Source organism: Alloyangia mangrovi, from assembly GCF_002300555.2.
Lineage (GTDB): Bacteria > Pseudomonadota > Alphaproteobacteria > Rhodobacterales > Rhodobacteraceae > Salipiger > Salipiger mangrovi.
The window spans coordinates 16,576-40,414 of record NZ_NTHN02000032.1; the positions used below are offsets into that span (position 1 = coordinate 16,576).

20 protein-coding genes are annotated in these 23,839 nt (G+C 67.2%); 4 read left to right on the forward strand and 16 right to left on the reverse strand.

From position 1 onward, the window contains the following. The first annotated feature begins 1 nt into the window (after position 1). Complete coding sequence (locus CLG85_RS16735; RefSeq protein WP_095882130.1) at positions 2-2,302, forward strand: xanthine dehydrogenase family protein molybdopterin-binding subunit; 2,301 nt, start codon at positions 2-4, stop codon at positions 2,300-2,302. A 211-nt stretch (positions 2,303-2,513) separates the two neighbouring features. Here CLG85_RS16735 and CLG85_RS16740 read toward each other — a convergent pair whose 3' ends face one another. From CLG85_RS16740 to CLG85_RS16795, 12 genes are all read right to left on the reverse strand, one after another. Continuing rightward, positions 2,514-3,191: an outer membrane protein assembly factor BamB family protein gene (locus CLG85_RS16740; RefSeq protein WP_446323475.1), complete on the reverse strand. Its 678-nt coding sequence runs from the start codon at positions 3,189-3,191 to the stop codon at positions 2,514-2,516. Beyond that, positions 3,079-4,200: an outer membrane protein assembly factor BamB family protein gene (locus CLG85_RS16745; RefSeq protein WP_095882128.1), complete on the reverse strand. Its 1,122-nt coding sequence runs from the start codon at positions 4,198-4,200 to the stop codon at positions 3,079-3,081. The genes CLG85_RS16740 and CLG85_RS16745 overlap by 113 nt, the downstream gene beginning before the upstream one ends. A gap of 276 nt (positions 4,201-4,476) precedes the next feature. Next, a complete protein-coding gene (locus tag CLG85_RS16750; protein ID WP_176476580.1) occupies positions 4,477-5,160 on the reverse strand; it encodes a TetR/AcrR family transcriptional regulator in 684 nt (227 codons plus the stop codon). A 4-nt stretch (positions 5,161-5,164) separates the two neighbouring features. Continuing rightward, the gene (locus CLG85_RS16755) at positions 5,165-5,953 is read right to left on the reverse strand and encodes an SDR family NAD(P)-dependent oxidoreductase (protein WP_095882126.1); all 789 of its coding nucleotides are present in this window, start codon (positions 5,951-5,953) and stop codon (positions 5,165-5,167) included. Positions 5,954-6,298: 345 nt separating this feature from the next. Further along, a complete protein-coding gene (locus CLG85_RS16760) occupies positions 6,299-7,432 on the reverse strand; it encodes a protein-glutamate methylesterase/protein-glutamine glutaminase (protein ID WP_260349653.1) in 1,134 nt (377 codons plus the stop codon). Next, the gene (locus CLG85_RS16765) at positions 7,429-8,256 is read right to left on the reverse strand and encodes a CheR family methyltransferase (protein WP_095882125.1); all 828 of its coding nucleotides are present in this window, start codon (positions 8,254-8,256) and stop codon (positions 7,429-7,431) included. The genes CLG85_RS16760 and CLG85_RS16765 overlap by 4 nt, the downstream gene beginning before the upstream one ends. Beyond that, the gene (locus CLG85_RS16770; RefSeq protein ID WP_095882124.1) at positions 8,232-8,747 is read right to left on the reverse strand and encodes a chemotaxis protein CheW; all 516 of its coding nucleotides are present in this window, start codon (positions 8,745-8,747) and stop codon (positions 8,232-8,234) included. The genes CLG85_RS16765 and CLG85_RS16770 overlap by 25 nt, the downstream gene beginning before the upstream one ends. Positions 8,748-8,756: 9 nt before the next feature. Beyond that, the gene (locus CLG85_RS16775) at positions 8,757-10,436 is read right to left on the reverse strand and encodes a methyl-accepting chemotaxis protein (RefSeq protein ID WP_095882123.1); all 1,680 of its coding nucleotides are present in this window, start codon (positions 10,434-10,436) and stop codon (positions 8,757-8,759) included. A gap of 10 nt (positions 10,437-10,446) precedes the next feature. After that, a complete protein-coding gene (locus CLG85_RS16780) occupies positions 10,447-10,956 on the reverse strand; it encodes a chemotaxis protein CheW (RefSeq protein WP_095882122.1) in 510 nt (169 codons plus the stop codon). After that, on the reverse strand, positions 10,953-12,854 hold the full coding sequence (locus tag CLG85_RS16785; RefSeq protein WP_095882121.1) for a chemotaxis protein CheA: 1,902 nt from the start codon (positions 12,852-12,854) through the stop codon (positions 10,953-10,955). The genes CLG85_RS16780 and CLG85_RS16785 overlap by 4 nt, the downstream gene beginning before the upstream one ends. Beyond that, complete coding sequence (locus CLG85_RS16790) at positions 12,851-13,219, reverse strand: response regulator (protein ID WP_095882120.1); 369 nt, start codon at positions 13,217-13,219, stop codon at positions 12,851-12,853. Before CLG85_RS16790 ends, CLG85_RS16785 begins: the two co-directional genes overlap by 4 nt. Continuing rightward, the gene (locus tag CLG85_RS16795) at positions 13,216-13,497 is read right to left on the reverse strand and encodes a hypothetical protein (RefSeq protein WP_095882119.1); all 282 of its coding nucleotides are present in this window, start codon (positions 13,495-13,497) and stop codon (positions 13,216-13,218) included. Before CLG85_RS16795 ends, CLG85_RS16790 begins: the two co-directional genes overlap by 4 nt. Positions 13,498-13,766: 269 nt before the next feature. Between CLG85_RS16795 and CLG85_RS16800 the strand changes: the two genes are divergently transcribed. Beyond that, positions 13,767-15,677 (forward strand): hypothetical protein, encoded by a 1,911-nt coding sequence (locus CLG85_RS16800; RefSeq protein ID WP_095882118.1) that lies wholly within the window; start codon positions 13,767-13,769, stop codon positions 15,675-15,677. A 100-nt stretch (positions 15,678-15,777) separates the two neighbouring features. Here CLG85_RS16800 and CLG85_RS16805 read toward each other — a convergent pair whose 3' ends face one another. The 3 genes from CLG85_RS16805 to CLG85_RS16815 all read right to left on the reverse strand — a co-directional run bounded on the left by CLG85_RS16805 (position 15,778) and on the right by CLG85_RS16815 (position 18,784). Next, complete coding sequence (locus tag CLG85_RS16805) at positions 15,778-16,560, reverse strand: hypothetical protein (RefSeq protein WP_260349655.1); 783 nt, start codon at positions 16,558-16,560, stop codon at positions 15,778-15,780. Positions 16,561-16,631: 71 nt separating this feature from the next. Next, the gene (locus CLG85_RS16810; RefSeq protein WP_095882116.1) at positions 16,632-18,278 is read right to left on the reverse strand and encodes a sulfatase-like hydrolase/transferase; all 1,647 of its coding nucleotides are present in this window, start codon (positions 18,276-18,278) and stop codon (positions 16,632-16,634) included. Continuing rightward, on the reverse strand, positions 18,275-18,784 hold the full coding sequence (locus CLG85_RS16815; RefSeq protein WP_095882115.1) for a MarR family winged helix-turn-helix transcriptional regulator: 510 nt from the start codon (positions 18,782-18,784) through the stop codon (positions 18,275-18,277). Before CLG85_RS16815 ends, CLG85_RS16810 begins: the two co-directional genes overlap by 4 nt. 141 nt (positions 18,785-18,925) lie before the next feature. On the opposite strand from CLG85_RS16815, the gene CLG85_RS16820 reads away from it, so the two are divergent. Together CLG85_RS16820 and CLG85_RS16825 are read left to right on the forward strand one after the other, a co-directional pair. Continuing rightward, complete coding sequence (locus CLG85_RS16820; protein WP_095882114.1) at positions 18,926-19,981, forward strand: TAXI family TRAP transporter solute-binding subunit; 1,056 nt, start codon at positions 18,926-18,928, stop codon at positions 19,979-19,981. Positions 19,982-20,049: 68 nt separating this feature from the next. After that, a complete protein-coding gene (locus tag CLG85_RS16825; RefSeq protein ID WP_095882113.1) occupies positions 20,050-22,350 on the forward strand; it encodes a TRAP transporter permease in 2,301 nt (766 codons plus the stop codon). Here the strand turns inward: CLG85_RS16825 and CLG85_RS16830 are convergent. Then, positions 22,262-23,587 carry a helix-turn-helix transcriptional regulator gene (locus tag CLG85_RS16830; protein WP_260349666.1) on the reverse strand — a complete coding sequence of 442 codons (1,326 nt, stop codon included), beginning with the start codon at positions 23,585-23,587 and terminating at the stop codon, positions 22,262-22,264. The two genes, CLG85_RS16825 and CLG85_RS16830, sit on opposite strands and share 89 nt — an antisense overlap. Positions 23,588-23,839 lie beyond the last annotated feature (252 nt).

Here is a 23,839-nt window from a genome sequence, read left to right on the forward strand (position 1 = left end):
CATGCTGAACTATCTTGAACCGCTTCTCGAGACCGGCATCGCAACGGTGCGGCTCACCAAGGTCACCCGCCGAAGCTTTCTCGGCACCGCGGGTGCCTTCGCGCTGGCCGCCTACGCGATGCCCGCCCGCGCCTTCGACGCCTATGCCACCGGCGGCTTGGGCATGGAGCACGGACTCGTCGAGGACCCGCTGATCTTCGTGTCGATCGACCCGGATGGCACCGTCACACTGGTCGCGCATCGCTCCGAGATGGGCACCGGCAGCCGGACGTCCATCCCCATGGTCATGGCCGACGAGATGGAGGCCGACTGGACCCGCGTGAAGATCATCCAGGCACCTGGCGACGAGCCGAAATACGGCAACCAGGACACCGACGGCTCGCGCTCGATGCGCCACCACATCCAGATGGCGCGGAAGATCGGCGGCGCGGTGCGCACCATGCTCGCCCGCGCCGGGGCCGAAGAATGGGGCGTCGATCCGGCGCAGGTCATCGTCGAGATGCACGAGGTGAAGGGCCCCTCGGGCCAGAGCCTCGGCTTCGGCGATCTTGCCGCCGCGGCGATGGCCCAACCCGTGCCCGCGCATGAGGAGGTCGCCTACAAGACCGAGGACCAGTTCCGCTACATCGGCAAGGGTGAGGTGCAGATCACCGACCTGCACGACATCACCACCGGCAGCGCAGTCTACGGCGCCGACGTAATCCTGCCCGGGATGAAATACGCGGTGATCGCCCGCCCGCCGGTGGTCGGGGGCAAGGCGCTCTCCTATGACGCCACCGAGGCGCTGAAAGTGCCCGGTGTCGAGAGCGTGCACGAGCTGCCCTATGCCTCGATGCCGACCCAGTTCGCGCCGCTCGGCGGGATCGCCGTAGTGGCCCGCAACACCTGGGCGGCAACGCAGGGGCGCGACCAGCTGAAGATCGAATGGGACGCCGGGCCGAACGGCGGGTACAGCTCCGAGCCCTACATGGCCGAGATGATCGCGACCTCCGAGCATCCTGGCACCGTGGCCCGCGACCAGGGCGACGTCGAAGCAGCGCTTGCCGGCGCCGTGAAGACCTTCACCGCGACCTACACGCAGGACCATGTCGCGCATATCCCGATGGAGCCACCGGCGGCCATCGCCAGCTATACCGCCGAGGGCCTGGAGATATGGGCGCCGGTGCAGAGCCCCTACACCACCCGGAAAGATGCCGCAAAGGCGGTCGGGCTCGACCCGGAAATGGTCCGTGTGAACGTTACGCTGCTCGGCGGCGGATTCGGCCGGAAGTCCAAGGCCGATTACGTCGCCGAGGCGGCGTTGCTCTCGAAGAAGGTTGGCGCCCCTGTGCGCGTGCAATGGACGCGCGAGGACGACGTGAAGCATTCCTTCTACCACACGACCTCGGCAGAGCGCATCGACGTCGCGCTCGACGAGAGCGGCGCGGTCACAGGCTGGCGGCACCGCTCGGTGGCGCCCTCGATCCTGTCGACCTTTGCCCCCGACGAGGGCAACGTGTTGCCGCTCGAGCTGGCGATGGGAATGACCGACCTGCCCTTCGATCTTCCGAACATCCGCTGCGAGCACGGCAAGGCGCTGGCGCACACCCGCATCGGCTGGTTCCGCTCGGTGTCGAACATCCCGCACGCCTGGGCCATCGGCTCCTGCGTGGGCGAGCTGGCGCATGAGCTCGGCAAGGACCAGCGGCAGATGTGGCTCGAGCTGATCGGCGCTCCGCGCAGCCTCGACCTCAAGGCGGCAGGCCTGCCCGAGGACTTCTGGAACTACGGTGAGCCCATTGCAGAGTTCCCGATCGAGACCGGGCGGCTTGCCGATGTGCTCAACATCGCCGCCGATGGCATCGGCTACGGAAAGGAGCTGCCCGAGGGCGAGGGCATTGGCCTTGCGGTGCACCGCAGCTTTGTTTCCTACGTCGCCTGCGCGGCGCGGGTGAAGGTCGCGGACGGGCGGATCACCGTGCCCGAGATGCACATGGCCATCGATTGCGGTTTTGCCGCGAACCCAGAGCGCATCCAGAGCCAGATGCAGGGCGCGGCGGTCATGGGCATGACCGTGGCGCTGCATTCGGGGATCACCTTCGAGGGTGGCGCGGTGATGCAGTCGAACTACTACGACTACGACGTCGTCCGCTCGGACAACTTCCCGACCGTGGTCACCCACATCGTGCCGCACCCCTTCTCGGTGCACGCAACGGGCGTGGGCGAGCCGGGGGTTCCGCCGGTCTCACCGGCCATCGCGAACGGGCTCTTCGCCGCGACCGGCGACCGCCGCCGCCACCTGCCGATGGGCGTGGAGGCGTAGTGCACGCAGGCCCGCGCCCTTCCTGATGACGGGCGTGGGCTGTGTGCCGAGAGCTGTTGAGCCGGTGGCAACGTTGACCTTCGCCGGCACAGGAACGCGCTGGAAGACGACACGCGGCATCCCCCCCGCGCGGGCCCTCGCTCACCAAATGAGCCCCCCCCGCGCCAGTCGGGCGCGGGGGCACTGGGTCACTTCGGCAGGGCGAAGGCGATCACGTAATCCGCCCAGTCGTTCGGATTGTAGCGCGCACCCCGGCGGTCAGCACGATGTACTGCCGCCCGTCCTTGCCCACGTAGGTCATCGGCGTGGACTGCGAGCCCGACGGCAGGCGGCCCTTCCAGAGAACCTCGCCGGTCTCGGTGTCATAGGCACGCAGGTAGTAGTCCTGGGTGCCGGAGTGGAACGACAGGCCCGACTTTGTGGTGATCGCGCCGCCCAAGGCGGGCATCCCGAGGTAGAAGGGCAGCGGGTTCTGCAGGCCGAGGCCCTCGATGTTCGCGTCCTTGCCAGTGCCAGCGGGCTGCTGCCAGACCAGTTCGCCCGACGCGAGATCGACGGCCGAGACTGTGCCCCACGGCGGCTCGAGGCAGGGCACGCCCGCCGGCGACATGAAGTTCACGATCGAATGCGCATAGGGCAGACCGAACTGCGCCGAGATCACCCCATGGGCGTCGCCGAGGAAGTCCGGATGTTCCTTGCGGAACTGCTCGCGCTCGGTGAGCTGGGTGATCACCGGCATGCGCATGTCGGCGACGACCATGAGGTTGCGCCCCTGGTCATAGGAAACTCTGCCCCAGTTCATCCCGCCGTTGTTGCCCGGGTAGACGATGGTCTTCTCGGTGGTCTGCGGGGTGAAGTCGCCCTCGTAATTCGCCTGCTTGAAGAGGATCCGGCAAAGCATCTGGTCGATCGGCGTCGCGCCCCACATCCGTTTCTCGCTGAGCGAGCTCTCCCCCGATGACGGCCATCTGCGGCGAATAGGGCTGCGTCTTGGCGTAGTACTCGCCGGCAACCTCGGTCGCGGCCTGTGGTACGGGGCGTTCCTCGACGGGATTGATCGGCGTGCCGTCGCGGCGGTCGAGCACGGAGATCTGGCCGATGCCCTCCGCAAGATCCACCGTGCCGCCGTCGCCAAAGGTTTCGCAGAGCGAGCCGTCCGAGGCCTTGAGCGAGATGAGCCGCATGTCGGTGGTGCTCATCACGATGCGCGGACCGCAGGCGTCGCCGGGGGTCGAGGCGTGGTAGGCCACGGTCCGGCAGCGCTTCCAGAAGGGCGACTGGCCCTCGGGATCGAACTGCCACTTGATCTCGCCCGTGGTGCCATCGAGCGCGGTCACCTGCGATCCGGCAGCGCACTGGAAGAGCGTGCCATCGACATAAAGCGGGGTGTTCTGGTCCTGCTTGCTTTCCGACTGGTCGGCGATGAAGCCGGTGCGGGCGGTCCAGGCGATCTCGAGCTCGCCGACGTTCTCGGGGGTGATCTGCTCGGCGGTCGAGTAGCGCAGACCCTCGCCGGTTTTGCCCCAGGCGGACCAGTTCTGGCCGGAGGCCTCAGTGGTCGCCGAGATCTCGCCGGGCTCGAGGGTCACCTTGTTGCGGATCACGTCATGCGGCACGAACATCAGCGCAAAGAAGGCGGCGAAGACCGCCAGCATCCCGGCGCCGCCAAGTCGCGCGCCGCGCGTGCAGGCAGGCTTGCCCTCGACGCAGCGGGCGGCGGGCAGCAGCAGCAGCGCCACCCCGGCCAGGAAGACCGGCGCAACGAGGCGCGGGACCAACGGCCAGAAGTGCAGGCCGGTTTCCCGGAGCGCCCACAGCAGCGTGCCCGCGAAGACCCCGAGGTAGAGCGTGAGACCGGCGGTGCGGCCGCGGAAGGTGAGCACGGCGGAGACCAGCATGAGCAGGCCGGCGATGGCGTATTACCACGACCCTCCCAAGCTGATCAGGTAGACCCCGCGGTGGCGAGGATAAGTCCGACCACGGCGAGAAGAAGCCCGAAACCCCGGAGAAGGACGGGTGGACGGGGGCGATTTGCGACCTCGGTCACAGGCAGTTCTCCCTTGATTGAGATGAGAATGAGGGGTGCGCGTTCCGGCGCGAAACAAAGGGGTGCCGTCCGGACCGCGCCTCTTGGACACGCTCCGGTGCCGGCCGCCCCTCAGTGGCGTGATTGCCTAGCTGCCGCCCGCGTCTGGGGCATCGGGCCGCGGCGACATCTCCCAAGCGCCGCGCCAGTACTGCGTAAGCGCCCGCGCCAGGTCGCGACCGAAATCCATGCGTGCGAACGGGTGGGAGGCAAAGCTCGGATTGGTCCGCACGGACTGCGGGATATCAACCAACTGCCAAAGGCCGCGAGTCAGCGCGAAGCTGCGGATCAGAAGTTCGACGCCTTCGCCCTGCGGCAGTCCAAGTACGGCGTCCATGGCGCGGCCGGCATCCTCGAGCGCCTCTGCAAATTGAAGATTCAGATCAAGCGCCTGAGCATCGGTGAGATTGGGCTCGAGCATCGCGTAGCCCATGGAGTCGAGCCACATCAGCGACGGATGATCGCGGACGTAGGAGACGTATTGCGCCACGAATTCCGCGACGATCTCGGGGCCGTCGCCGCGGGCATTTTCGAAGTACCGCGTGACAAAGGCGATGAACGCCCGCAGCTCGCGGATCAGGAGCGACGCGAAGATCTGCTCCTTGCTGTCGAAGTAGATGTAGATCGTGCCCTTCGCGAGTTTCGAGCGGGACGCGACAGCGGCCACGGTGGGCAGACGTCGGGTGTCCTCGAGAAAGAGCGCGAGGGCCGCCTCGAGGATGACCTCGCGGCGGGCTTCCTTGTCTTCCGCGGCCGATGCATAGCTGATCATCTGCTTACCCCGCATTCGCAAGCGTGCGCGCCATGAGGCGCAGAACCAATCTGCGGGGCAACAGGCGCGCGGACAAGGCGGTCATCTGGTTCATCCGGCCGGCAACAACGCTCCGCTTGCCCTTCAGCAGCGCCGCGATGCCGATCTCCGCCACGCGGGCGGGGGACAGCATGGTCGCGCGCAGCAGGGCGCTCGGCTGATGGCCCGCGGTGTCCAAGAAGCCCGTCGCCATGATCCCCGGCGACAGCACGGTGACGGCGACCCCCGCGCCGGCGAGTTCCTGATGAAGGGCCTCGCCGAAGTGGAGCACAAAGGCCTTGCTCGCGGCATAGGCCGCATAGCTCGGACAGGGGGCATAGGCGGTCAGGCTGCCCACGAGCAGGATCGCGCCCCTGCCCGCCTGGGCCATGTCCGAGCCGAAGAGCCGCGTCAGCGCGGTCAGGCTCTGGACGTTGACGCGCAGCATCTCGTCCGTCGCGTCGACCGGGTGGGACACGAAGTCCCCATGCAGGCCGAAGCCGGCATTGTTCACGAGGATCGAGACCGTAACCCCGCGCTGCGTGAGCCGGCGGTGGAGCTCGGTGGCGGCCCCCGGCTCGCCCAGATCGCAGGGCTCGATCAGCACCTCGACGCCATGGCGCTCGCGAAGCCGCGCCGCGAGCCGCTCCAGCGCGCCCTGCCTGCGGGCCGAGAGCACGATGTTGCAACCCCGCTTGGCAAGACTGCCCGCAAGCTCGGCGCCCAGCCCTCCGGTCGCGCCCGTCACCAACGCCCATCGCCCTTCGATCTTCATTCTCACCCCCAAATGACCGCCGGTCACCGGTATGGTGACCAGCAGTCATTTTCAAGCCCCTGAGCGCCCTTTCCCGCAAGGTCAGCTTGAGGCTCGGCGGCAACGGCGCGCGGCTTCCCGGGCGACGCGGTCGGTGACCAGAACACCCCCAAAAGCGCCAGGCCCGCCGAACCGCGGGGCGAAATGATCAGCCCCACATCCTGGACCCGTCCGGTTCCGTCGTGCAGCAGCACAGGCACGAGGCAAGCGCCCTGTCCGGCTTGGTAGAGCACGGAGTCGGTGTCGCCATCGAGATCGCAGTCCAGTGGGGCTGCCTCGCGGTGCCCGGCCGCCGACTTCCCGAACCTACCTGGATTTTGGACCTGCGAGCGGTCCGCTCCTGCGAAGATTGGCCCAGTTCACCAATGTCGACGATATCCGGCCAAGAGGCAGCATCCGGTCCACCGCGCCTTTTGCCATGGCCTCCTTCGGCATTCCGAACACCACCGAGGTTGCCTCGTCCTGCCCGAAGGTCTCGGCCCCGGCCTGACGCATCTCCAGCAGGCCCTGCGCCCCATCGTCGCCCATGCCGGTCATGATCAGCCCTAGCGCCTTGTTGCCCGCGGCCTGCGCGACCGACCGGAAGAGCACATCCACCGAGGGGCGGTGTCGCGAGACATAGGCGCCCTCCAGAAGGTCCAGGCGATAGCCCCCGCCGTTGCGACGCAGGAGCATGTGGCGGTTGCCCGGCGCGATCAGGACACGGCCCCGCTCCGGCCGGTCGCCCGCCCGCGCTTCGCTCACGTCGAGGTCGCACAGCGTATCGAGACGTTCCGCAAAGCTGCGGGTGAAATGCTCCGGCATGTGCTGGACGACGATGATCGGCGGCATATCGGCCGGGAGCTTTTCCAGGACCGCGGCCAAGGCCTCGGTGCCGCCGGTCGAGGCGCCCAGGGCAATGATATGACCCTTCGGGGGGCCGACATCGGGACTGGCAGGCCGCGGCGGGAGGATGACGTCCGCGGTCAACTTCGGACCTGGCCGGAGCGGCTCCTGCTGCGCCTTTGCCACCCCCTTTCGCCCCAACCGTGACGAGGCCGCGGCGTGGACCGCATCGCAGAGCTGGATCTGCGCCTCGGAGCGTTGCTCAGCCGTCACCAGCGAGGGCTTGCCGATCACCTCGGAAGCGCCGCATTGAAGCGCTTCCATCGCCTTGCGCGAGCCTTTCTCGGTGAAGCTGGAACAGATCACCACCGGCAGCGGATGCTGCGCCATGACCTTGCGCAGAAAAGTCAGCCCGTCCATGCGCGGCAGTTGCAGGTCGAGCAGCATGACGTCCGGGAGCTGCGCGCGCATGAGCTTCGCGGCCTCGAAGGGATCGCCTGCAACGCCGTGAACAACGATGCCGGGATCGTCCTCGAGCAGGCGGCGGAAGGCCGCACGGGCCGCCGCGCTGTCGTCGACAATCAGGACTCGAACTGGCGCGTTGGGCCGGGTCATGCACTGGGCTCCTTCTTGCGAAAGGTCGCCGGGGCAAGCTGCACCAGCCTCGGATCGGCGACGATCATCGACTCCGCATGCCCGACGAGGAGATGGCCGCCGCTGCGCAGGTGATCGGTCACCGCCGAGATCACCTGCGCCTGCTGCGGCGCATCGAAGTAGATCAGCACGTTGCGGAGCATGATCACGTCGAGCCCATGGGCGACCGGATATGGCGGATCGATCAGGTTGAGCTGGTCAAAGCGTATCCGGCGCCTGAGCTCCGGGACGATGCGGACCTCGCTGCTGGTCTCCGACTTGCGGCCGGTCATCGCGTATCGCAGGCGCAGATGCGCCGGAACCGGAACCAGGTCATCGGCCGGGTAGACCCCTCGCCGCGCCACTTCGAGCGCCCCGACAGAGATGTCTGTGCCGAGGATCCTCCAGTCCAGCCGGGGTGAGGCGATCGCGGCCTCGGCCAGGATCATCGCCGCGGTATGCGCCTCGGCGCCGATCGAGGCCGCTGCGCTCCAAAGCCGGAACCGTACGGGCCCGGAGCCATGTGCCTGCGCGAGCGCCTTGGGCACCGCCACCTTGGCGAGGAACTCGAAATGCGCGGGCTCACGGAAGAAATCCGTCTTGTTCGTGGTCACCAGGTCGATGATCTCGGCCCATTCCTCCTCGAGCCCGCCGTCGTCGAAGATATGGGCGAGATAGTCGTCGAGCGTCTCTAGACCAAGCGCGATGAGACGTTTGCGCAGACGCGAGGACACCAGGTGGTTCTTGCTTGCCGGCATCTTGATGCCGGTCTCGCGGTAGATCAGTTCGCGGAAACGGCGTTGCATGGCGCTGCCATCCCCCTCGCCCCTCCCGCCAACCGCAGCGACGCCATCATGGCCGGGTCGAAGAGCGCCGAGAGGGCCAGAAGGAAGACAAGGTCACCCTCGTGACGCCCCACTCCGACAACAATGCGCTGATCCCAGTCGAGCATCTCCGCCTCGGCGACCGAGGTCAGCTGACCGTCATTGTCCAGCATCGTCACCGCGATCACCCGATCGACCCGCAGAGCGACCAGATGCGCGCCGGCGGTGTCGGGCACCGTGAGGATCAGGATGCGCGCGTCCACATCCTCGTTGGGCGGCTCACCGAGTAGGATTCGCAAATCGACGAGCGCCACGGCCTCGCCACGCACATCGATAAGCCCCAGCAGGTGTTTCGGCGCATTCGGCAAGCGCCGCGGCTGGCGCGAGGCGAGAATCTCGCGCACGTTCTGCACCTCGACCGCGAACAGGCTGTCCGAGATGGAAAAGGCCACGACGGTGGAAGACCGGTCCATGTCGTCCCCTCAAGCCGCGGAGCTTCCGCGCGACGGCGTGGTCCCGTGCCGCGAGAAGGCGGCGTCCAGGTCGTCCTCGGCAGCGCCAAGGTCGAAATCGAACCCGCCGCCCGAGAGCGATTTCTTCTGCCGAGGTTTTGCCTTCGCTCGACCGGGCGTCTTCTTGCGCGCGCGTTGGGCCGGGACCGCAGGGGCCGAGGTATCCGCGCGGAAATAGCCGATCGAGGCGCGCAGGCTTTCCGCCTGGGCCGAAAGTTCTTCGGCGGTCGCGGACATCTCTTCCGAGGCGGACGTGTTCTCCTGGGTGACCTTGTCGAGCTGCTGGATCGCGAGGTTCACCTGCACAGCCCCGGAGGCCAGCTCCTGGCTCGCCGAGCTGATCTGGCTGACCAGCGCGGAGGTCCGTTCGATATCGGGAACAAGACCTTCTAGCATGTGCCCAGCCTCTTCCGCGGCGCGAACGGTGTTGCCCGAGAGCGAGGAAATCTCGCCGGCGGCGGTCTGGCTGCGCTCGGCCAGTTTGCGCACCTCGGAGGCGACCACCGCGAAGCCGCGTCCATGCTCCCCGGCGCGGGCCGCCTCGACGGCGGCGTTCAGCGCGAGCAGATCGGTCTGTCGCGCGATCTCCTGCACGACCAGTATCCGCTCGGCGATGGTCTTCATCGCCTCGACCGCCTCGGCTACTGCGGTGCCGCTTTCGCGCGCATCGCTCGCCGACTTGCGCGCCATCTCTTCGGTCTGGGCGGCATTGTCCGCGGTCTGGCGAATGTTCGCCGTCATCTGCTCGACACTGCTCGAGGCCTCCTCGGTGGAGGACGCCTGTTCGGTCGCGCCCTGACTCAGCTGCTCTGCCGTCGAGGCCATCTCGGTCGAGCCGGCCGCGACCTGGGCCGCGCCGCTGCTCACTTCGCCAACCACGCGGCGCAGGTTCGCCGTCATGTCATTCATCGACCCGAGGAGATCGGCTATCTCGTCGTTGCTGCGGATGTCTGCGGTTTCGGTCAGGTCTCCCTCGGCCACCTTGCGCGACAGCAGGATCGCCCGGCGCAGCCCGTGCGAGATCGTCAGGACGATCCAGAGACCCGCGGCAGCGCTTGCCAGGGCAATGCCGATCATGATCGCGATCGTCAGTATGCGCGAGGATTGATAATTGTCCGCGGCGGCCTCGGCGGCGGTTTGCATGCCGTCCTTGTTGAGCGCGAGAATGGTGCCCAGCTCCACTTCCATCTCGCTCCAGGCGGTCTTGCCTTCGGTGTTCACGAGCCGGAACGCTCGGAGACTGTCGCCGGCATCGGCCAGCGTCATCGCTCGCTGGTTCACCTCGCGGATGCGGGTCTGGATTTCCGAATAGGAATTGAGAATGCGCGCCCCTTCTTCGGTGACGATGCTCTTGAGCCGGTTGAAAGTCTCGTCATGATACCTGCGGGCCTGTTCCATCGACGTGCCGATCTCGCGCTTTGTCGCTTCGGTTTCGGACAGGATGTATTCCCGCACGTCGCGCTGCACGCGCAGCTGCTCGACGGCAAGCTCCTCGGCCATCCGGATACGTTCCGACTGGAGGTTGACCACATCCTCCATGCGGCCCTGCATGCCGCCCAACCGATCGAGCGACATCAGGTTGGCGCCGGTCGAGGCGGCCACGAGGAAGATCAGGATCACCGAAAGTTTCAGCTTCAGGGTCAGGCGCATGTCGGGCTCCTCAGGCAGTGTTGGCTGACGCAGGGCCGGCACCGCCGAGATGGGCCGAGAAGATCGCGTCAAGATCGGGGATGATCAGGAATTCGTCGCCGCGCCGTCCGACGGCCGAGACCAGATGCGCAGGCCAGCGGCTGCCGACATCCGGCACCTCCTCGAGTGCGGCGGTCTCGATGCGCGTCACCTCGTGCACCCGCTCGGCGATGACGCCGACGGTCGAGGCCACGCCGCCCAGCTCCAGATCGAGCACAAGCACCCGCGTGTCGGTGTCGGCCCCGGCGACCGGCATGCGCAGCGGAATGCGCAGGTCGCAGAGCGGCACGACAGCGCCGCGTACGTTGATGAGCCCCGCCGCGAAGGGCGAGGCATTGGGTACCCGCGTGACTGCCCCGGGCTCGAGCACCTCGCGCAGGTTCGCCGTCCTGATCGCGAGCAGTTCACCGCCAAGTCGGAAGGTGACCACATCGCGGCCGCTCGTCTCTGCACCCGGCCGAAGGGTGGACAGCTCGTTCATGCGACGTGCCTTTCATCAAGTGCCTGACCGAAGGCCACGAGTTGCGGGACGTCGAGGATGAGCGCCACGCTGCCATCCCCGAGTATGGTCGCCCCCGAGAACATCTTGAGCTCGGCGTGCAGGGGTGAGAGCTGCTTGATGACCGTCTGGCTCGAGCCGATGATGCGGTCGACCGTCAGCCCGACCCGCAGCTCGCCCGAGGTGACGACAACCACCTTCTGGTGCGGGCCGGCCACGCCCGGACTCGAGAACATCCTGCGCATGCGAAGGTAAGGCACGAGCCGGTCGCGGATATCGAGAAACCGGGTCGCATCCCCATCGCGCGCCTTGACCTCGGGAAGCTCGATGATGTGCTCGACCGCCGCGAGCGGAAGCGTATAGCGCTCGCCCGCGACCTCGACCAGAAGGCCGTCGATGATCGCCAAAGTCAGCGGCAGGCGCATCCGGACGGCGGTTCCATGTCCGGGCTCGCTGTCGATCTCGATGCTGCCCCGCAGCTTGTCGATGGTCTGGCGGACCACGTCCATGCCCACGCCGCGCCCCGAGAGCTCGGTCACCTCCGCCGCGGTCGAGAAGCCCGGCTCGAGGATCAGCCCCCGCGTCTCCAGCTCGGACAGTTCCGCGTCAGGGGGGATCAGCCCGCGTTCGACCGCCCGCGCCCGGATCCGTTCGAGGTTCAGCCCGCGGCCGTCGTCGGAGAGGGCGATCACCACCTCTGCCCCGGAATAGCGGGCCGAAAGACGGATGTGCCCCTGCTCTGGCTTGCCCATCGAGGCCCGCGTTCCGCGGTCCTCGAGCCCGTGATCGGCCGCATTGCGGATCAGATGCATGAGCGGGTCGGCGAGCAGCTCGACGACGGTCTTGTCGAGCTCCGTGTCGAGCCCCTCGAAATCGAGCACGATCTGCTTGCCCAGAAGCCGCGTTAGATCATGCACCAGCCGTCGGAAGCGCCCGGTGATCGAGCCGATCGGCGTCATGCGGATGGACATGGTCGTCTCGCGCATGCCGGTAGACAGGCGCTGGATTTCCTCTGCCACCGCGACAAGCTGCGCGTCCCCCGAGCGCGCTGCAAGCTCGGCGAGCCGGGCCTCGGCGATGACCAGCTCGCCGACCCGGTCCATCATCTCGTCGAGCCGAACCGCCGAGACCCGCATCAATCCGCCATCACTCAGGGCCTGCACCGGCACCATCTCCGCCTCGTCCAGCGGCGCGGGCGGACCCGGCTGCGCGGGCCCTGCCAGCGTGAGATCCAGCCCGTCCTCGTGGAACAGGAAAACGTCGCGAATCTGATCTTCGCCAACCGTCTCCGGCAGGCTCGCGCGCCAGCGCAGATAGCACGTCTCGGGCTCGAGCGCGTCGATTGGCGGCAGCCCGTCGAGAAGCGGACGGATGTCATCGGCCCCGAGCGCCCGCAGCTCGTCGAGGATCGCCTCGGGATGCCCGCCGAGTACAAGCGTGTCGGCACTCAGGCCGAATTCCAGCTGCCACCTCGAGCCGCCGTCACCCGCGCCCGCCGGACCCTCGCGGTCCCGCGCCGAGGCGACGTGATCGCGCAGCGCCAGCAACAACCGCCTGCCCGGCTCTTCCGGCCCGCCAGCCAGCAGCGAGACCACGTGATCGCAAGCCTGCAGGCTGAGCCCGATCAGCGGCTCCGTCACCGCCATCGCACCGTCCCGCACTGCTTCGAAGGTGGTCTCGAAGTCATGCAGGAATTGCGCCATCGCGCTCTGGCCGAACATCGCGCCGGTCCCCTTGAGAGTGTGCAGATCCCGGAACACGCTGTCGACCAGCTGCCTGTCCTCGGGGCGCGCGCGCAGATCGAGCAACCCGCCCTCTATGCTCTCGACAAGCTGCTGTGCCTCGGCGGTGAAGAGCGGGTCGATCTCCGGCGCGCTCATCCGCCCAGCACCTTCGTCACGACGCTCAGCAGCTTGCGATCGTCGAAGGGTTTGGCCATCCAGCCGATGGCCCCGGCTTCCCGCGCCTTGGCCTTGAGCGCGGCGTCCGTCTCGGTCGACACGAAGATCACCGGAACGCCGAGGCTTTCCGGCCGCTGCCGAAAGGCGCGGATGAAGCCGAGACCATCCAGGTTCGGCATATTCTGATCGGTGATGACCGCATCCGGCCGGGTCGTTCCGACCACCTGGAGCGCGTTCGCCCCGTCCACCGCCTCGACAGGCTGGTAGCCGGCGCTCCTGAGGGTCGAACAGATGAGCCGCCGCACCGAGGGGGAATCATCCACGACGAGAATGCGCTTCGTCATCTCTCCTCCCCTTCCGGCGCGGGATCGGCAATACGGGTCTCGAAAAGCTGTTCGAGCCCGAGGCGTTTCCAGAGCTTCAACGCGTCCCCGTTTTCTGCGAATTCGATTGCCGGGGTGCCGCCGCGCGCCGAGATCGCCAACGCCGCGCTCGCCAGGAGCTGGGCGCCCGCGGCATCGAGCGCCGCTCCGCGCCTGACGGTCAGCACGTCCTGCCCGGAGGCGATCTGCGCCTTCAGATGGCCGGCGGCCTCCTGGATCGAGGAAATTGTCAGGGCCATGGTCCACGCGCTCCGGCGATCTCTTTCGTTGCCGACACCACATGCGCGATTCGCGTTAAGACCAGATTTGGGATTTCGCGCCATCTTTAGCGGTACGGGGGCTCGCCATAACGCAGGCTTCACACCTCAGGACTACCTACGCCGACATAACGACAGTGGAGCAGTCATTGGCATCGGCGCATTTCCCCCTCCGAACCGGCCCGCTCCCGACCCGGGGCTCGCCACCGCCGGCGGCAGTGACAGAGCAACCGGGGCAGCCCGCCCAGAAGGTGCAGGCGCTTCTGCTACCGGTGGAGCAGGTCTTTACCGAAGCGGCGGACTCGCTGATCGCGGGGCGGGACGCGCTGTCATTCCTCATGGCGACCCTGCAGGACTATCGCCGCGGACTGGACGACATCCGCGGCGGCCGGATCGAAGCCGCGATCGATTGGATGGTCGCCCGGACCTTGTCCGCCAGTCGCCGCAACGCCGCCGAGGCGCAGGCCGTCACCGCCATCAGCGCGGCCCTGACAAGGGCCCGGCCGCGCCTCGACGCGCTGGCCAGGATTGTCTGGATGATCGAATGCTATGCCAGCACGGCGCGGATCGTGGAAACGGACAGCACGCTTCAGGCGGGCAAGGGCTTCTCCGACGAGATACGGCTTCTCGCGACGCGCAGCCGGGAAAGCTACAACGGGCTCCTCGCCAAGCACGAGGAACTGAAGCACCGGACGCTCGGGCTCGACCAATCCCAGCGGGCCTTCGGCGAAGAAGATCTGGAAAGCCTCCTCGCCATGGGCGCGGGTCTTGCGGGCAAGGTCAAGTCCTCCGGCGCCGACATCCGCACGCTCTGCGCGAACATGGACGCCAGGCAGGCAAACGTCGGCAAGGTCTGGGATCGCATCTCGCAGGCGATCAGTGATCTCCAGATCGGCGACCGGTTTCGGCAGCGGCTCGAACATGTGGTTGCCTTCCTCTCCGAGGATCTGGAACGGCACCCTGACGAGCACACCACGTCCTTTCTGCTGCAGCTCGCGGCGGCTCAGCTCAGCGCCACCGGACTCACGCTCGAGGACAGTCTCGAAAGCCTGTCCCGCGAGCTGGAGACGCTCTCCACCGTCACCAGCAACATGCTCGACCTCGCCCGGTCCATGTCCCAGGGAGAGGATCTGGCACTCGCCTCGGACATGCAGGCCCTGCGCGAGGATTTTTCCCGTGGGCTCGCGCTTCTCGAAAAGAGTGCTGCGATGCGATCCCATCTCGACGCCCGCATCGGAGACCTGATGGCCACGGTACGCGCGATGGAAACCGGAATTGCCGAGCTCGACGAGATCCGCACCCAGATGCGCCTTGCCAGCGTCAACGTGCTCCTGCGCAGCGTGCACTCGGGCGATGCCGGCGCGGCGATGCAGGTGGTCGCGAAGCAATTCGGCGAGCTCACATCCGAATGCGCGCGCCTCCAGTCGGAGATCGTCGGCGAACTGCGCGACATCGAGACAGAGGCCGAGGCGCTGATGTCCGAAGAAAGCGAGCGGTCCGCGCCGATGGACGCGATCGCCTCGGAACTCTCCGAGCTGGAGACGATCATACAACTGTCGCAGGCGCTGCTGGCCTCGCTGCGGGAGCTGCTGGACGAGGCACCGCGCGCGCGCCGCCTTCGCTCAATGCGCGGGGGAGATGACCGCGCAACGCCACTCGGCGCAGCTCCTTCGAGAGCTGGCCTCGAGTCTGACGGTTGCCGAACCCGAAGACGGATTTCGCGCCGATACGCTCGACCTCGCCGCAGAGCTGCGAAGGCGCTACACGATGGCCGAGGAACGCGAAATCCACGACAGGCTCCTCGGCGCGCAGGCAGGAATAGTGGCACAGGCCGCGCAGGAAGCCGGGGCCGGGACTGCTGCCGACGATCAGGATTTCGAATGGTTCTGACCGGGCAAGGGTTCCCCGCGGCGCGCCGTCCTCAACGTCCACTTTCCCGGGCAGCCGCCCGCCAAGCGCTTCTCGTGGCTCATGGTCGAGGCGAACGGCGCGGTCGATCCCTGCCTCGCCGGCCCCGGCACCGAGGTCGATCTCTTCGTCACCATGGGTCTGCGGACCATGGCCGAGGTTTGGATGGGCCTCACGACCTTCAGGGCCGCCAGCAGGCTCGAGATGAGGCCGTCGCGAGCTGGACTAGACGATGCAGACTTGGCTCGGCCTGAGCGGCACGCCGCTCCGCTCGTGACGCGGTCACCCGAGAGTCAGGAGAACGAGGTCATCTGTCCCCAGCGTGAAGCTCGACGTCTCGCACCTTCGCCACCATCACCCGCGCGGGGTCCAGAGCATCTCGGTGATCGGATAGCGCGCCGCAACGGCGTTCAGCCCCTGCCAGACATGGGCCAGGGCCTCGGCGTTGACAGGTGCGTCTGGCAGAAGGTAGCTCTCCCCCGCCTCGAAAGGCGCCCCGAGCGGCTCGGAGACCAGCGGCTTGCCCGCCAGATGCGCCATCAGCACCCGCGGCACCTCGGTGTAGGCGCCGGGAAGCGAGTGTAGGTTGAGCATCGCCGCCGCCGAGGCAATGGCCCGCTCGATCTCGTCGATGCCCGCCTTCATCGGTAGAGCGCGCACGTCCCGGATCTGCGCGAGCTTGGCCTGCCGCTCGGCGTTGAGGCTGCCGACGAAGACCACCCCCTCACCCGGGCTCTGCGCCCGCGGCCCGAGACCGAAGACATAGGGACCGAAGAGGAAGCGTCGGGGCAGTAGCCGGGGCAGAAGGCCATAGAACGCGCGGTTCTGCGGATTCCACTCGACGAAGAGATCGGCCTGCAGCGCCAGCCGTGCGATGCGCCTGCGGGTCAGCTTGGTTTCGATGGCGCGGCCGTCTGCGCCGAGGATCTGCTCGGTCTGCACCACCACCAGCCGCCGTCCCCGGGTGCGCGGTATGCGGCGCGCGCGATGCGCCCCCAGCCAGATGTCGGTCGGGCCGAAGCTCTCGGTGAGCGTGGCGAGGCTGCCGCTCAGGGTGCGCGCCACGAGCGCCAACGTGCGGTGCGTGGTCAGAAACCGCAGCTCGCCGACCTCCAGCGTCTCGATCGCCTTCGCCATGGCCGGTCCCCTTTTTGCCCCGCAGGTCGGGCTAGCGCATTCGCAGACCCCGGACAAGCGCGCTGGCGCCCCTACCCGCGGCCCACGGGGCTCAGGCTGTCAAACGCCTTGCCTGTCGCCTCCTGATACTCCTGCTCATCCCAGAAGCCTATCAGGATGCCGGTCTCCGCCGCCATCTTCTGCCGCGCCAGAACGGTCGGCGTGGCGGTGATGCGGGTATGGTGCCGCCGCGACCAGTCAAGCAGTGCCGCCTCCATCCGCGCCCGCACCTGCACATGCTCGGGCGCCTCCGAGGCGCCAAGGTCCTCCAGCTCGGCGGGATCGGTTTCCAGATCGAAGAGCACGGGCCGGAACCCCTCGCAGCGGATGAATTTCCAGCGCCCGTCGAAGAGCATGACCGTATGCGCCTCTTCCTGCGGTTGGCCGAGCGTGCGGGCCATGTCGGACCAGTGGTAGTCGTGTTCGCTGATCGCGTAGCGGCGCGAGACCCCGCCGGTGCCATGCAGGACCGGCGTCAGGTCGCGGCCCTCGATCACATGCGGCTTGGGCGGGCAGCCGAGGGCCGCCATGAAGGTCGGCGCGAGGTCGATCATCTCGACCAGCGCGTCCGAGACGAGACCGCGCGTGCCGTTGGCCTCGGGGCGCGGGTCGGCGATGATCAGAGGCACCTTCACCGCCATCTCGTGGTAGAAGTCCTTGTCGCCCATCCAGTGGTCGCCCATGTAGTCGCCATGGTCCGAGGTGAAGGCGACAATGGTATTCTCGCTCAGCCCCTCGCGGTCCATCCAGGCAAACAGCCGCCCGAGGTTGTCGTCGAGCTGCTTGATCAGCCCCATGTAGGCCGGGATCACGTGCTCGCGGACATGATCGCGCGAGAAGCTGCGGCAGACCCTTGCGCCATGGTAGGCGCGCAGCAGCGGGTGATCGGTCTCGCGCTCCGCCTCGGAGCGGACCGGCGGCACGATGTGGCTCTCGTCGTACATGTCGTGGTAGGGCGCGGGCACGATATAGGGCCAGTGCGGCTTGATGTAGGAGAGGTGGCACACCCAGGGGCGCCCGTCGGCCCGCGCCTCGCGCATGAAGTCCATCGCGCGGTCGGTCATATAGGCGGTCTCCGAGTGCTCCTCGGGGACATTGGCGGCAAGCCGCGAGTTCTTCAGCAGCCAGGCCGAGAGCAGCTCGCCATCGTCGTCGAGCCCCGAGTTGGCGAAATCCTCCCAGGGGTTTTCGGAGCTGTAGCCCTGCGCCACGAGATAATCGTCATAGGCCGACCAGTTCTGCCGGGGGCTGTCCGGGTGCAGCCCGTCGTCGCGCTCGAAGGGCTCGAAGCCACATTCCGAGACCCGCACCCCGATCTCGCTGGTCGGATCGATGCCGAGCCAGGCCATGCCCTCGGCATCGGCGGTCATATGCGTCTTGCCCACGAGCACCGCGCGGGCGCCGACCTCGCGCAGGTGATCGCCCAGCGTCGGCTCGCCGACCCGCAGCGGCATGCCGTTCCAGGTCGAGCCATGGCTGCGTACGTAGCGCCCGGTATAGGCCGACATGCGCGACGGGCCGCAGACCGGCGACTGCACGTAGGCGTTGGAGAAGCGCACGCCACGCGCCGCGAGGGCATCGATGTGCGGGGTGTGCAGATGCGGGTGGCCGGTGCAGCTGAGGTAGTCGAAGCGAAGCTGGTCCGCCATGATCCACAAAACGTTGGGGGGCTTGGTCACTTTGCGCTTTCCTCCTTCAGCACCTCGTCCACGGGTCTTCGCAGGAAGCTCTCGAGCCGGTCGAGATAGCCCACGAAAACGCCGATCTCCTCCTCGGAAAATACCTCGCGCAGGGCGGCGCGGCGGCGCGCCATCACCGGCGCGGCGCGGTGATAGGCGGCGCGGCCTGCGGGGGCGATCTCGACGATGGTCTGCCGCCCGTCGTCCTCGTCCCGGCGCATGGTCACATAGCCCTTGCGACGCATCTCGGGCAGCGCCCGGCTGAGCAGCGAATGATCCGCCCGCTGCGTCGCCGCGAGGTCGCGGATGGTCATCGGCCCGACCTCGTGCAGGTCCCACAGGGTGCGCCACTCGACGATCGACAGCTCCCCGCCCCGCTGGAGGAACTGCTGCCCCTGCGAGCGCGACGCGGCATAGATCGCCGGCAGGCGGGAAAAGAGGTTGTGGTCCTCCCGCGCCTGCCGCGCCGCGATGCGCGCGCTATCGCGTTTGGTCGCATTGGTCATCTTGAGCCTCCCGTTGACCAGATAAAGCCCGAATAAATAATACGTGACAAGTCATATATATTCTGCGAGCGTTTCCCCTACGTCCCCGGGAAACGCGGGGCGTCCGCCTTTGGAGGAGGGCGGCGACCAAAGGGAGGAACCATGTTCAAACAGACGCTCATGGGCGGCGTTCTGGCGCTTGCGCCGATGCTCGCCTCGGCCCAGGCCACGCTGACCGCCGAAACCACGACGCCCGGCTCGACGCCGCATTACATCGACTCCACCCTCGCCGCGGTGCTCGACAGCGCCGGTGTCGCGACCATGCAGATCACCGAGGGCGCGACGCTGACAAATTCGGTGCTCGCCGTCGCCGAGGGCCGGCTCGACATGGCCCCTGCCCCGCTGATCCTGCCTTTCCTGCTGTCCCGGGGCATCGGCCCCTATGCCGGCGTCGGCCCCGAGCGCGGCGCCGAGCTGGCATCCAACATCCGCGCGATCTTCTTCAACGCCGGCTCGGCGCAGATGCTCGGCTACTACAACAGCAACCCGGTCGAGGACATTCGCGACCTGACCGGCAAGCGCATCTGGAACGGTCCGCCGCGCGGCGCCGCGCTGACCTCCGGCCGGGCGATGATCCAGCTGCTCTCGGGCCTCAAGGACGGCGAGGGCTACGAGGGCATCCAGACCGACTGGCCCGACACCGTCCCGACGATCACCGGCGGCGGCGCCGATGTCTGGACGATCCCCGAAGGGCTGCCCTCGGGCCGTCAGATCGCCATTGCCTCGGCGGGCGGCATCACCATCCACGACGTGCCTTCGGACCTGCTCGCCAGCGAGCTCGGCCAGCAGATCGTCGCCGCGCCGGGGCATGCGCCCTATTCGGTGCCGGTCGAGGACTTCCGCGCCGCCTACGCGGGCAATGACATCACCGTGGTCACCGACGACGACACCTTCGACAGTTTCGCCACCGCCTTCGGCCAGATCGTGCCCGCCGGGCTCGACGAAGATCTCGTCTACCAGATCACCAAGGCCTACCTCGGCGGCGAGGACCGTTTCATCACCGGCTCGCCGCGCGGCCCCTTCGCCCGGATGAGCTTCGGCGATATCGACGGCACCAGCCAGGGCGCCTGCGGCGCGGTGCAGATCAAAATGCACCCCGGCGCCATCCGCGCCTTCGAGGAGGCGGGCTACAGCATCGCCGACTGCCTGCGCCCCTGAGCAGGCCCTGATCCCGTCAACCTGGCGGGGCCGCGCCTGTGGCCCCGCCCGAGCAACGCTCCGGTGACATGACACAGCAAGACATCACCCGCCCGCTGGGCAAGCGGATCGCCCTGGTCCTCGCCGTGATCCTGGTGATTGTCGGCATGATCAACACGATGCCCGAGATCCCCGGCCTGCAGGACTGGGCGCGTGAGATTACCGGGCGCCCGTTCTTCCGGGTCTCGGGCTTTCCGCCGGAGTATTTCTACCCGCCGGTCTTCCTGGTGATGATGTTGATCGTGGCGCTCGATTCCAGCGTCTACCGGGCGTGGAAATGGGACCACCCGCAGCGCGCCTGGCTCGGCGCGCTCCTCGACGCGGGGCTGATCCTCGCCGCCGTGCTCGCGGCGGTCGGCTTCCTGGTGGAGGTCGACTCGATCTGCCTCATCGACCAGCTCACCGGCGAGCGCGCGCGGCTCATACAGGAGGCCACGGAGCGCTCCGCAGGGGTGATCCCCGGCATCTCCTTCGAGGCCGAGGTCCCCGCCTGCCAGGCCCGCTTCGGCATCTGGATCATCCCGCTGCTCTTCACCATCATCACGCTGTTTTTCCTCTACAACGTGAGGGTATGGGGGCTTCCGCTGGTGGCCGTGGCGAGCGTGGTGGTGCTCTATACCGTGGCGACCGCGCTTATCTGGATCTTCGATCTGTCGGACAACAATTTCCTGCTGACCAAGCTCGGTGCCGACGGGGGCGACCTGCGCGCCGCTGCCATCCAGAAGGCGACAAATGTCTTTGTCACCCCAGACGGCTTCATGGGGCGGTTCATGGACATCGTGGTCAATCAGGTCTTCCCCTATGTGGTGCTGGGCGCGCTCTTCGGCACCTCGGCAGGCGGCACCTCGCTGATCAAGCTGGCGGTGCGGATGACCTGCAGGCTGCGAGGCGGACCGGCGCATGCGGCCATCGTCTCCTCTGCCCTCTTCGGCACGATCACCGGCGGACCGGTGACGAACGTGCTCTCGACCGGGCGGCTGACCATCCCGATGATGCGGCGCAACGGCTTCTCGCCGCAGTTCGCCGGTGGGGTCGAGGCAGCAGCTTCCTCGGGCGGGCAGATCATGCCGCCGGTGATGGGGGTCGCGGCCTTTGTTCTCGTGGCGCTGACCGCGGTTCCCTACACCAAGGTGATCACCGCCGCCTTCCTGCCGGCGCTGGCCTTCTTCTTCTCGATCTTTCTCGCGGTGATGTTCCAGGCCCGCAAGGACCGGATCGAGGCGATGCGCGAGATCCCCGAGGACCTGGTGATGCACCGGCAGGACTGGCTGAACCTGGTGATCATCCTGCTGCCGATCCTGACCATCCTTTTCCTGCTGCTCGGTTCCAAGGACACGATCGGCGACAGCATGCTAGCCGCGCTGCTGCCGAACTTCGTGACCCAGATCATCACCAATGCCACCGGCGACGCGGTCTCGGCGGGTTGGTGGGCCGTGGCGGTGCTGCTGCCGCTGCTGTTCCTCGACCCCGAGACGCGAGCAAAGCCGTCGAAGGTGCTGCTCTCGCTCGCCGACGGCGGCATCCTCATATCGCGGCTGTTCCTGCTGCTCTTCGCGGTGTCGATCATCTCGGCCTTCCTCAATGAAAGCGGCCTGACCGGAGAGCTGACCCGCGCCGTCACCACCTGGCTCGAGCACGCGCAGGTGCTGCATCTCTTCGGGTTCGAGATCCCTATCGTCGGCGGCGTTTACCTGATGCTGGCGCTGGTCTGCGCCATGCTCTGCGCCATCCTTCTCGGCATGGGCATGCCGACCGTGCCCGCCTATGTGAACGTCGCCTTGCTGCTCGGCCCGCTGCTGTCGAGCCTCGGCGTCAGCTTTTTCACCGCGCACATGTTCGTCTTCTACTTCGCCGTGGCCTCGGCGATCACCCCGCCGGTTGCCATCGCCGCGTTCGCCGCGGCCTCGATCACCCGCACCGAGCCGATGCGCACCGGCCTTGCCGCCGTGCGCGTGGGCATCGTCATGTTCGCGATCCCCTTCGTCTTTGCCTGGTATCCCGAGCTTCTGCTGATCGAGGAGGCGGTGACGATCACCGACGACATGGGACGCCGGGCCCTGATCGAGGGTTATAGCGGCGAGGTCGAGGTCACCGCCCTGCTCCTGCTGGGCGCCCGGCTGGTGTTTGCGCTCTACCTGCTCGCCTCGGCGCTGACCCGCTTCGACCGGCAGGGCCTGCGCCGCTGGGAGCTGGCGCTGCGTCTGCTCGCGGCGGTGCTCATCCTGTGGAAGACGGTTCCGCTCATGTCGGTGGGGCTGGCCCTCGGCGCCGGGCTGATTGCGTTGCACGCCGCCATGGCCCGCGCCGAGCCTGCCCGCAATCCGGTCTGACATTTGTGCAGCGGCTCGGCGCCTCACCGCAGTCCGTAGAGCCCCCCGGGGCAGTCAGAACGCGAGCGGTGGGAGGCGAAGCGCCGCACCACCGGAAGGACGAGGGCGCCGAGTTCCTGCAGCTTGTGTTTGACCGCGACAGCAAGATGGCCATCGAGACGCTGAAACGCCTCTGGCGAAACGCGTCGGCGCGAAGAACACTCAGCTCAAGCGGCCGGCCCGGGAAGATACCGGGAAAATGCACCGGCGCGCTTTTTTCCATGCGGCGAAGGTGTTCGGCCGCGCGGGTATCGCCGCCGCCCCGACCGGCGGTGAGAAACCCGTGCGCCGGGCTTGGGGCGTCGGCGATCAGCGTGGCGGCATGCAGGTCGCGATGGTTCTGCATCGGCTGGTAGATCGGTTTGCGGGCAGGCGTCACCGGCTCCAGCCCCGACACCGTCCGCTGCCTTGGCGCCGGATACTTCGCGAGTTCGCGGCGCGCGGCGATCAGCGCGGCTTCCGTGCGGTTCTTGGCCCCAAGCTTGCGCATGACCTGCCGGACATGCAGCTTCACAGTCGCTTCGGTGGTGTCCAGAACGCGGGCGATCTCCTTGTTGGACCAGGCCTTGCCGAGATGATCCAGCACTGCCATCTGCCGAGGTGTAAGATCGGCGAGGTCGGGCTCGTCGCTTTCCGCCGCGGCGCCGGAGTCGCCCGGCTGCTCGGGCCGTGTCTGCCGCGGGCTCACACGCGGGGCCGCGGCCACAGGGCGCGGGGCCGCGCCATGGTCACCGGTTGTCCGCCCGGACAGGTCGGGCAATTGCTCGGGGTCGCCGGGCGGCGCTTCGCCCGGCTCTCTGGACGGCTCCGAGGACTGCAACAGGTCCAGCACGGATGGGGGCACGAAGATGCCCCCGTGCAAGGTCAGATCCAGGGACTTGAGCGCGACTGCCGGATTGGTCGATGCCGGAACCACGCCGCGTGCCCCGGCCTGGAGCGCACCCCGCACGAACTCTGCACTTGCTGCTTCACAGAACAGCACGACCGGTCCGAAACGCGCGGTCTGGCTGAGCTTGCGCACGATGCCGAACCAGATTTCATCGCTGGTGCTGGCACCGGTATTGATGACGCACATGCCGCCCGCCGCCTGCGGAAATATGTCGTCGGCATCACTGGCGGCGATCTCTTCGATCCGCAACCCGTGAAGCCGCGCAAACCCAGACAGGAACTGGGAAAGCTGCGCTCGAGTCAGGGGCATCTCATCCACGATGTAGAGGATGGGCTCCTTTGAGTTTGAAATACTCACTGCATCAATCTTCCGTCGCTGGGCCCCTTGTGGAACGGGACCTCATTAAAGATGGATTTCAGAATCTTCTTTATTGGAAAACATGCAAATTTTAGAACAATTCACGAGGAATTTCAGTATACCACTGCGATGAGCTGGGCACTTACGAATATATGCCCCACCGACGAGTTGGCGGATTATCGCTGAAAGAAGACCCCGCCTATA